Annotated in this window: 8 protein-coding genes and 1 riboswitch; of the genes, 5 read left to right on the top strand and 3 right to left on the bottom strand. The window is 30.4% G+C overall.

What is annotated here, in order from left to right:
• Window positions 1–143: 143 nt before the first annotated feature.
• On the bottom strand, window positions 144–608 hold the full coding sequence (locus L3B96_RS09585; RefSeq protein ID WP_238860553.1) for a peroxiredoxin: 465 nt from the start codon (window positions 606–608) through the stop codon (window positions 144–146).
• A 232-nt stretch (window positions 609–840) separates the two neighbouring features.
• A riboswitch (SAM riboswitch) is annotated at window positions 841–954 on the top strand.
• A 199-nt stretch (window positions 955–1,153) separates the two neighbouring features.
• Here L3B96_RS09585 and L3B96_RS09580 point away from each other — a divergent pair.
• Entirely contained in the window at window positions 1,154–2,443 is a 1,290-nt protein-coding gene (locus L3B96_RS09580) for an O-acetylhomoserine aminocarboxypropyltransferase/cysteine synthase family protein (protein ID WP_017211732.1), read from the top strand.
• Between the two features lie 208 nt (window positions 2,444–2,651).
• Here the strand turns inward: L3B96_RS09580 and L3B96_RS09575 are convergent, their stop codons facing one another.
• Both L3B96_RS09575 and L3B96_RS09570 read right to left on the bottom strand, forming a co-directional pair.
• Window positions 2,652–3,422 (bottom strand): response regulator, encoded by a 771-nt coding sequence (locus L3B96_RS09575; protein WP_011968111.1) that lies wholly within the window; start codon window positions 3,420–3,422, stop codon window positions 2,652–2,654.
• A complete protein-coding gene (locus L3B96_RS09570; protein ID WP_238860551.1) occupies window positions 3,400–5,277 on the bottom strand; it encodes a sensor histidine kinase in 1,878 nt (625 codons plus the stop codon). The genes L3B96_RS09575 and L3B96_RS09570 overlap by 23 nt, the downstream gene beginning before the upstream one ends.
• 171 nt (window positions 5,278–5,448) lie before the next feature.
• On the opposite strand from L3B96_RS09570, the gene L3B96_RS09565 reads away from it, so the two are divergent.
• From L3B96_RS09565 to yicI, 4 genes are all read left to right on the top strand, one after another.
• Window positions 5,449–6,777: an ABC transporter substrate-binding protein gene (locus L3B96_RS09565; protein ID WP_238860549.1), complete on the top strand. Its 1,329-nt coding sequence runs from the start codon at window positions 5,449–5,451 to the stop codon at window positions 6,775–6,777.
• A gap of 66 nt (window positions 6,778–6,843) precedes the next feature.
• Window positions 6,844–7,722: a sugar ABC transporter permease gene (locus tag L3B96_RS09560; protein ID WP_011968114.1), complete on the top strand. Its 879-nt coding sequence runs from the start codon at window positions 6,844–6,846 to the stop codon at window positions 7,720–7,722.
• Window positions 7,722–8,549 carry a carbohydrate ABC transporter permease gene (locus L3B96_RS09555; RefSeq protein ID WP_065416285.1) on the top strand — a complete coding sequence of 276 codons (828 nt, stop codon included), beginning with the start codon at window positions 7,722–7,724 and terminating at the stop codon, window positions 8,547–8,549. Before L3B96_RS09560 ends, L3B96_RS09555 begins: the two co-directional genes overlap by 1 nt.
• 129 nt (window positions 8,550–8,678) lie before the next feature.
• Window positions 8,679–11,036, top strand: coding sequence for an alpha-xylosidase (gene yicI / locus L3B96_RS09550; protein ID WP_238860547.1), 2,358 nt, complete (start codon window positions 8,679–8,681; stop codon window positions 11,034–11,036).
• Window positions 11,037–11,135: the final 99 nt, after the last annotated feature.

The raw sequence follows: 11,135 nt of genomic DNA, 5'->3' as shown, positions 1-11,135 counted from the left end.
GAAAGTTAAGGTCTATAGCGCCGATGGTACTGCATGGGAGACTGTGTGGCAGAGTAGGACGTTGCGAGGTAAGCAAAAAAAGATAGTTGTAATAACTATCTTTTTTTATTTATTATCATACAATATTTTAAATAATTAAATTATTATATAGAACATTTTAATTGTTCTATATGTCCTGTAACTTTAACTTTCCTATAAATCTTTGATATAATCCCATTTTCATCTATTACGAATGTACTTCTTTCAATACCTATGGATTTCTTCCCAAACATATTTTTTTCCTTTAATACGCCGTAGAGATTACATACCTCCTCTTTTTCATCTGAAAGAAGAATGAAGGGCAATTCATATTTTGCAATAAATTTATCATGAGACGCTAGAGAATCTCTGCTTATACCTAAAATAACAGCATTTTTCATTTCAAAATCATCCAAACCATTTTTAAAATCTTGTGCTTCTTGTGAACAGCCAGGAGTATTATCTTTAGGGTAAAAGTACAAGATGACTTTTTTATTTAAATAATCACTTAATTTATGTTCTTTTTTATCAGATCCTACTAATGTGAAATCAGGAGCTTTCATTCCTTCTTCTAAAGTTAAACTTTCCATTTTATTACCTCCATGTCTTTTATAATAATTATTATCTATCAAGATTAAATATTTGTAAAGTAGAAAAGAAACATTGCGACTGGGTTTATTTAGAATATATGACTGTGAATTCTAGATAAAATAACTAATTAATAAAAAATACATACAAAATTTAAAATACTGTTGACATATATAGCAATAAAATGTATACTTTATATCATAGTAAACAACTAAGAATAATATAATATAATAATTTTTATCAAGAAAGGCGGAGGGACTGGCCCTATGATGCCTAGCAACCTGAATTAAAAATCTATTTTAATTTAAGGTGCTAATTCCTGCAGATATTTTATCTGAAAGATAAGAATGTACATATTTTTTTGCTACTTTCTTATCTAGAAAGTAGCTCTTTTATTATCTAAATGTCTAATTATTTGTATATTTCTCTAGGGTCGTGATAAAAATCAAATTCAAATCTAAATATAATATCTAGAAAATTAGGGTAACGTACAAATCATAGTAAATATATTAAAAATAAAAATTATATAAAATGGGGGCAACAAATTATGAGTAATCAAGAAAGAAAATTAAAATTTGAAACACTTCAACTTCATGTAGGGCAAGAACAACCTGATTCAGCAACAGATTCTAGAGCAGTACCAATTTACCAAACAACTTCATATGTATTTAAAAATTCTGCACATGCAGCAGCAAGATTTGGATTAGCTGATGCTGGAAATATATATGGTCGTTTAACAAATTCAACACAAGATGTTTTTGAAAAACGTGTTGCAGCTTTGGAAGGCGGAGTGGCAGCTCTTGCGGTAGCATCTGGAGCAGCAGCAATAACATATGCATTGCAAAATATAACTAAAGCTGGTGATCACATAGTTGCAGAAAAAACTATATATGGAGGATCTTATAATTTGTTAGCACATACGTTTCCTACAAACGGTGTTACAACAACATTTGTAGATCCATCTGACCTATCAAATTTTGAAAATGCAATTCAAGATAATACTAAAGCAATTTTAATTGAATCACTTGGAAATCCGAACTCAAATATTTTAGATGTTAAAGCATTAGCAGAAATTGCACATAAGCATAAAATACCACTAATAGTGGACAATACATTTGGAACACCATACTTATTTAGACCGATTGAACATGGGGCAGATATAGTTGTTCATTCGGCAACTAAATTTATTGGTGGACATGGTACATCACTAGGTGGAGTTATTGTGGACTCAGGAAAGTTTGACTGGATAGGTTCAGGAAAGTTCCCACAATTATCAGAAGCAGATCCAAGTTATCATGGAATTAAGTTCGCAGAAGCAGTTGGGGCTGCCGCATATGTGACAAGAATTCGTGCTATTTTATTAAGAGATACGGGTGCATGCATAAGTCCATTTAATGCATTTATATTATTACAAGGTTTAGAAACTCTTTCACTTAGAGTTGAACGTCATGTTGAGAATGCTTTAAAAGTTGTAGAATTTTTAAAGAATCATCCAAAGGTTGAAAGTGTTAATCATCCATCGCTACCAGAGAGCGCTGATAATGCTTTATATAAAAAATATTTTCCTAAGGGAGCAGGTTCTATATTCACATTCGAAATTAAAGGTGGAGCAAAGGAAGCACAGGAATTTATTGATAAACTACAAATATTCTCACTACTTGCAAATGTAGCTGATGTTAAATCATTAGTAATTCACCCAGCGAGTACAACACATTCTCAAATGAATGAAACTGAACTAGCAGAGTCAGGAATTAAACCAAATACAATCCGTCTTTCAATAGGAACAGAACATATTGATGATATAATTTATGACTTATCTCAAGCATTTGAAAGTTAGGAGTCATTTAGTTAATAAAGAAAATAATTATTCAGCTTAGTTCTAAGAAAAAGTTTTGATAGATTAAAAGTTTTTGGTTAGTTACTTAAGAGGCAGAAGGCAAACAGTCAATATGAGAGTTTGCCTTCTATTTTTCTTTGGAGTGATAAATTCATGATAGTAATTAATATGGTGTAAAACACAATATTATGAGAACAATATAGAATTATTAGTTATAATTTAAATGTTTTATTCTATAGTCGCTAGGATACACACCTACATTAGATTTAAATACTCTGCTAAAATAGAAGGCATCTTTATAACCAATCAATTCACCAACCTTTTTTATTTCCAAGTCAGGCTGATTAATTAAAAGCTGTTTGGCTTCATTAATGCGAATTCTAGTGATATATTTTATCGGAGTTACTCCGGTATATTTCTTAAAAATCTTACTTATATATTCACTTGTAAATCCAAATTTCTCAGAAATTTCGGTTATTGATGTCACAGAGGCATAGTTATTAAGCAAGTAATTTTCAAGTAACTGGCTTAGGCTTTCAGGCTTTAGACTGTGGTGATCAATTGAAAATGAAGAGAATTCTTTACTTTCGGACTCAAGCATAACAAGAATGCTTTGTAAAGCAGTGCTAAGTTCTTCTATTTTTACTGGTTTTAATAAAAAATCTTTTACACCATATTTTAATGCAGTCTGAGCATATTTAAAATCATTGTATCCACTTAATACCATAGTCTTTATATGAGGATGATTTTTGTAGAGATATTTAATTAATTCTAATCCATCGTATTGAGGCATTCTTATATCAGTAATAACTAGAGATGGACATTGCTGTTCTATGAGAGGAATGGCAATTTCTCCATTGCTAGCTTCACCTACTAATTCAAAAGGAATGGATAAAGAATTAATTTTTTTTATTATATTCTGTCTTATAAGATGTTCATCTTCAACAACAATAAGTTTATAGGTGTGTGTATTGTTCATAAAAATCCTCCTTATTTAGATGTATGGGCCCACCGATTATAAAAATTGTTCTATTTTTTTGAGAATTATCAATTGAAAATATAGCTTCAGTACCATATAAAAGTTGTAATCTTAGATATACATTTTTAAGTCCCATTCCGCCAATCCTTAATGATTTTAGTTCTTTAGTTCTGTTTAAATTATAGAGATTAGATAATAATTTCTCTTTATCTTGATCACTTAAACAACCACCATTATCTTCGATATATATAAGCCACTTTTGATCATTTGTTATAGAAGATTTGATATCTAAAATCCAAGGTGGTGAGGAGCTAAAGCCATATTTAAAAGCATTTTCTACTATAGGTTGTATTATTAGTTTAGGAATTAAAATGTTCTTTGTTGATTCATGAATATTTGAAGTATAAATAAAATCACTTCCATATCGCATTTTCATACATTCAATATATTTTTCCGTATATGATATTTCTAAAGATAAATGAACAGCAGTTTCATCGCATGTTGTAATATAACGGAAATAATCACACAATGCATGACATATATTAATTATTTCGCTATTCATATCTTCTTCAGCCATGATACTTATATTTGTTAAACTATTATATAAAAAGTGTGGATTAATAAGAGATTGGGTCGCTTGTAGTTTTGCACGAGTTTCTTCTGATTTTAATAATAAAATTTCATGAGAAGAATCTCTTAATTTTTCATACATATCACAAAACGATTGATAGAGCTCGGAAATTTCAAGTATATTACTATTAATTGGAACTAATAGAGTTTCATTTTCATTTAATACTCTGTCTATAGTGACCATCTTTGTAGAATTAGTTAAAGTACTTAAAGGTTGAGTTAATCTACTTGAAATTATAAAACATAAAAATAGTGTAAAAATGATTGAAATTATAGCTATAATAATAAAACCTTCTTTAAAGGAGTGCAATGATCTGAAAACAACTTCCTTAGGTTCAACGGCAATGATTGTCCAATTATATGAATCGACTTTTTGATACGACATCAGGACATCATGCTTACTATCTATATTAATAAAATACCCAACTGATGGACTTAAATTGTGTTCTTGTATAGTATTAGTATAATTTATATTATCTTCTGGGGCAGATGAATAGGGGTAAACTAACTCATTATGTTCATTATATATATAGAATGATGTTGAAGGATTTTTTTGCTTTAATTCTGAAATTAGAGAGAATACAGTGTTGCAATCTTGTACTACTTCAACAATACCTTCTGGTTCATTATTTCGATTAAAGAATACACGTGAAAGTGAAAGATAATGATGGTTTGACATATTTTCAATTTTAGTAGGAGAGTATGATAATTTATCAGTAAGAAAAATATTTTTTTCACCATTTTTATCTAATGTATCCTTATACCAAGGTACAGTATTCAAATCTACATTTATTACTCCTTGAAAGAAACCTGATCCTATACATATTCCATTTTGTGTATAAAGATTAACTTGACTGGCTGATTGAAAGGGACCGATTATAGCAGTAATAATATCATATATAGCTAAAACGTTTTCTCTAGATTGAGTAAAATGTTCGAGATTTATTGTATCTGTGTTATTATGTGTAAAACTAGTAAAATTCTTTTTTATAGCATTCGAGTAGACAATATTCATGGATATTGTGGACATATTATTTAATTCGGTTGATACTGATTTATGAATAGAGGCACTGATAGTTTCAGATTTGGTTTTGGCTGTTTTGTAAATATTATCACTATAAAAGTAATAAAAACAAAGAAAGAATAAAAGCAATAATAAGGCTACTAGTAACCCATAAATAGAAAATAAGTATGTCTTTTGAGAATAACGTAATTTATAATTCATTATAATCCTCCTTTCCAAAACACATTATATAATAATGTTCAAAAAAGTGCAAAACGGAGTTCTTTTTTATCTATGTCTAATTAATATACTTAGTGATATTATAAGCATGTAGCCGATGTAAAGCATATCAGAAATATGCACCAAATATTTATATTAATGGGGGTATAGTTAATGAGTAAACGTTTATTAAAATTAGTCAGTACGGTTTGTATGACAGTACTGATAGGGAGTGCTTTTGTAGGGTGTGGAAGCAGCAGTGGAGATGTAAGTAAAAGTGCATCGGGAAGTGGAGATTCAGTTACATTAACATTTGGATCTCATCAATCTGGTCTTCCAACATCTGGAGTTGTACAGGATTTGGCAAAAGATTTTGAAAAAGAAACAGGAATTAAAATTGATTTTCAAATTTCTCCGGATGCTCAATGGCGTGATTTACTTAAAGTAAAATTGGATTCTGGTGAGGCTCCAGATATTTTCTGCGCGGATGCCGATCCTTTAAATCTAGTAACAAGAGTTAATCCTGAAAAATATGTATTGGACGTATCAAGTGAAGAATGGGTAAAGAGAATGGACCCTAATGTTCTTCCTTCAATCTCATACAATAGCAAAGTTTATGGTATTACCTTCCCAGGTAAAAAAATGTATTTCTATGTTTACAATAAAGAGATATTTGAAAAATTAGGTTTAAAAATACCAACTAATTATCAAGAATTCAAAAATGTATGTCAAAAAATAAAAGATTCAGGAGTCACTCCAATTTATGAAGGAACTCAAAATGGATGGCATCAAGTACTTCCATTATTTGAAACAGGAGCAATGTATCAACAAAAGCATCCAGACTTATATAATAAGCTTAATAAAAATGAAGTTGATTTAGATTCTATACCTGAATTACAAACTATAATCAATGAATTAAAAGAATGTGCTGATTTAGGTTTTTATGGAGATAATTACTTAAGTAATTCAGTAGAAAATGCAAAAGAAGCGATGGCAAAAGGAAAAGCTGCAATGTTTATAGCAGAATCAGCATGGAGAAATGAAGTGAAGTCGGATTTCCCTGATTTTGACGTTAATAAGTTAGGTATATTTGCAATGCCTTGGGGAGATAACCAAACAATTGGTGTGAATCCTGCAAGTAATGCATATTTTATAAATAAAAATGGAAAGCATGTAGAAGAAGCAAAGAAATTCTTTGATTTCCTAGCAAGACCTGAGAATTTACAAAAGCGTTTGGATGGACAACCAGGATTATCAGAATTATGCTGGCCTGAAGTAAAATCAAAATATTCAAAAGAGGACCAAGCATACATTGATTCATTGCAAAAAGGAATGGTTATGCAAGCTGGCGTTAAATATATTGACAGCCAATGGATGGATATTGGAAAAGACTTAGAGGCTATGTATAGTGGTTCATCAACTCCAAAGCAAGTATTAGAAACAATTATGAATAGAAGAACAGAACAAGCTAAATTACAAAAAGATCCTGATTGGGATAAATAATTACGGTTATATGAAAATAAGGTTTCTCCTTTTGAAACCTTATTTTATTAGAATGGAGGGATTTGAATGGACAGAAAAAAATTATATCCGTGGTACTTTACAAGCGGGGCTCTATTAATATTTTTCTTACTTTGCTTTTTACCAGGAATTATAGGTATATTTTATTCATTTACAGATTGGAACAATTTTACTGACAAGATCAATTTTATAGGATTCAAAAATTATGCTGAAGTATTTAAGGGGAAACCGGAATACCGTGCATATTTGTGGAATACGGTATTATTTACTACAGTTACAACAATCATGAAAACTGTAGTTGGCCTAGCTTTAGCTCTACTATTAACACAAAAATTTATCAAACTAAAAAACTTCCATAGAATGGTTATCTTTTCTCCTCAAGTAATGTCTTATTTAGTAGTAGGACTTGTTTTCAAAAGTATGCTACATCCAGATACAGGATTTGTAAATAATTTTCTTAAATCTGTAGGAATGGATTTCTTGGCTATGAATTGGCTGACTGATTTAAAAATTGTTTTTGCAACTGTCATGTCTGTAGATACTTGGAAAGGTATGGGGTACATAATGGTTGTAATTATTGCAGGATTGATGTCTATTTCTCCTGATTATTATGAGGCGGCAAATATTGATGGTGCTAGTTTCTGGCAAAAGTTTCGTTTAATAACCTTGCCATTATTAAAACCAATTATTATAAATGTAACAATATTAAATGTAACATATGGATTTAGAGTATTTGATATGATTTATTCATTGACAAATGGAGGGCCAGGTAATGCAACAGGGGTAATTAACACAGCAGTGTATAAGGAATTTTCTAAAGGAAATTATGCAATGGGTACTACATTATCGAGTATATTATTCTTTGGATTATTGCTATTAGTATATTTCATTATTAAATCCATGGAAAATAAGGAGGTAGATGCATAATGGTCACTTTAAAGAAGTCAATTGGAAGTGTAGCAGCCAATATAGTAACAATTTTTATAAGTTTATTAGTACTAATACCAATGGTAGTTTTATTTCTTAATTCTTTTAAGACTCAAGGTGAATCCAATAAAATGTCCCTTTCTCTGCCTAAAGAATGGGTATTTGCAAACTATAAAACAGTAATTGAACAGGGAAAATTGGTCTCATCGTTTTTTAACAGCCTTTTATATGCTACTTGTAGTGTTTTAATAATTGTAATTGTAGTAGCAGCAGCGGCATTTGTTATTGCAAGAAATCGTAAAGGTATTAATAATTTTATATATTACTTTATCCTTTCTGGTATAGCTATACCTATTAACAACGTTGCGTTAATGAAAGTTTTGCAAGCATTAAATCTTGTAAATACCAGGTTAGGTATTATTCTTGTTTATGCAGCAATAAACATTCCTCTTAGCTTATTTTTATCATATGGATTTATCTCAACAATACCTAGAGAGATTGATGAAGCAGCTGTTATTGATGGATGTGGACCAATTAGATTATTTATAAAAATAATACTTCCATTATTAAAACCCATTATTTCAACTTTATTTGTTTTGAATTTTATGGTTGTTTGGAATGACTTTACAATGCCTTTATACTATTTAAATAATTCTGCAAAATGGCCGATGACATTAGCTGTTTATAATTTCTTCGGAGCATTTGAAAATTCATGGAATTTAGTTAGTGCCGATATAATATTAACATTGTTACCTGTATTAATTATATTTATATTAGGGCAAAAATATATTGTTGGTGGTGTTTCAGCAGGGTCTGTAAAAGGCTAATAGAGCAGGAATGTTATAGTTAGATAATTTAGCATAGTTTAAATAGAAAGAATAAATAAAATAATAGAATTTATAAAGTTCCTAAAGACAAAAGCTTATTTAGGAAACAGAGTAGGAGCGTGTATTAATATGAAATTTAGCAATGGATGCTGGCTGGACAAGCCAGGATATCAGATATTTAGCCCTCAAGAAGTTTATAGTACTAAAATAGAAGAGGATGTTGTAACTCTTTATGCACCATGTAATAAGATAAACCAACGAGGAGATACATTAAAGGGGCCAGTTATAACATATAAAATCTCTTCGCCAATGGAAAATGTAATAAGAGTTAGAGCATATCATTTTATGGGACAACGAAAAAAGTCTCCAAACTTTGAAATTTATAAAGATGAGAAGGTTAATAGTTTAATAGAAGAAAATGAAAAAAATATAATATTTAAATCAGGAGATCTTAAAGCTGTAATAGATAAAGATGTATTTCAAATGAGCTTTTATAGAGGGGATAAAAAGCTAACGTCTAGTATGCCAAGAGGACTAGCATATGTTAATACTACTGAAGAAAGAGTCTTTATGAAGGTTCCAGAAGAAGGAGTCTTCATGAAGGAAGAATTACAATTATCAGTAGGGGAATTGGTTTATGGACTTGGAGAAAGGTTTACCCCTCTAGTAAAGAATGGACAAAGCATAGATATATGGAATGAAGATGGAGGAACAAGTACAGAGCAGTCATATAAAAACATACCATTTTATATGACTAATAAAGGATATGGGGTATTTGTAAATCATCCTGAAAGGGTATCTTTTGAAGTTGGTTCAGAAAAAGTCACTAAAGTTCAATTTAGCGTTCCAGGAGAATATTTAGATTACTTTATAATTGGTGGAGAATCAATGAAAGAAGTAGTTGAAAATTATACAACACTAACAGGTAAACCAGCACTTCCACCAGCGTGGTCATTTGGATTATGGTTAACAACATCTTTCACTACAAATTATGATGAAGAAACGGTTAATAGTTTTGTTGATGGCATGGCAGATAGAGATCTGCCACTTAGAGTATTTCATTTTGATTGCTTTTGGATGAAAGATTTTAATTGGTGTAATTTTGAATGGGATAGCAGAGTATTTCCAGATCCAAAGGGAATGCTTACAAGATTAAAGGAAAAAGGATTAAAAATATGTGTTTGGATAAATCCATATATTGCTCAAGAATCAAAGTTATTTGATGAAGGCATGGAACACGGATATTTGATAAAGAAACCTAATGGTGATGTGTGGCAATGGGATTTATGGCAGCCTGCAATGGGAATTGTAGATTTTACAAATCCAGATGCATGCAAATGGTATTCAGGTAAGCTTAAAGAATTAATTGATATGGGAGTAGACTGCTTTAAGACTGATTTTGGTGAACGTATACCAACAGAGGTTGAGTATTTCGATGGATCAGATCCATATAAAATGCACAATTATTATACTCAAATATATAATAAGGTAGTATTTGAGACTTTAAAAGAAAATTTAGGAGACGATGAGGCAGCAGTATTTGCAAGATCAGCTACTGTTGGAGGACAAAAATTCCCAGTACATTGGGGAGGAGACTGTGAAGCGAATTATGAATCAATGGCAGAAAGTTTAAGAGGTGGATTATCTCTTTGCATGTCGGGCTTTGGATTCTGGAGCCACGATATAGGAGGTTTTGAGAGTACTGCAACAGCTGATGTATATAAGAGATGGGTTGCCTTTGGATTATTATCTTCTCATAGTAGGTTACATGGAAGCAGTTCGTATAGAGTACCATGGCTTTATGATGAAGAAGCTTGTGATGTGGTTAGATTTTTTACTAAACTTAAGTGTAGAATAATGCCATATTTATATAACATAGCTAATGATGCATCAAAAAGAGGTATACCAGCTATGAGAGCTATGATGTTAGAATTCCAAGATGATCCAGCTTGTAATTACTTGGATAAACAATATATGCTTGGAGATTCTATCTTAGTTGCACCCATATTTAATGAAGAGGGAGAAGCAAATTATTATTTACCAGAAGGAATGTGGACTAACTTCATAAGTGGAAAGAAATATAAGGGTGGAAGATGGATCAGAGAAAGACATGATTACTTAAGTGTACCTATGATGGTTAAAGAAAATAGTTTAATTGCTGTTGGAAATGAAAATTCTAATCCGGACTACAATTATAGAGATAATGTATCAATTTTTGCCTATGAATTGAAAGAAAATAAGAAAACAACTACAAGTGTCGTAGACATGAAAGGCAACAAAGTTCTTGAAGTGGAAGTCACCAAAAATGAAAAAAATATTATTATTGAATCTATAGGTACTGAAGGAGAATGGTCTTTAGTACTCAAGAAACTTTCTAATATAGAAAATGTTGATAATGGAGTACTTATTCATCAAGGAGAGGATACAATAATTAAATTTACAGATGGAAATTGCAAATGTAATTGTAAAATAGAGTTTAGCATGTAACAATTTTAATATAAAGCACATGTAATATATGTAAGAATCTAGAAGGTAAACTAAATTTATTATTAGTTAACTTCTAGATTTTTATTATATAATGAATAT

This window comes from Clostridium sp. YIM B02569, from assembly GCF_022320765.1.
GTDB lineage: Bacteria > Bacillota > Clostridia > Clostridiales > Clostridiaceae > Clostridium > Clostridium beijerinckii.
This window is presented reverse-complemented; position numbering and strand designations above follow the sequence as displayed.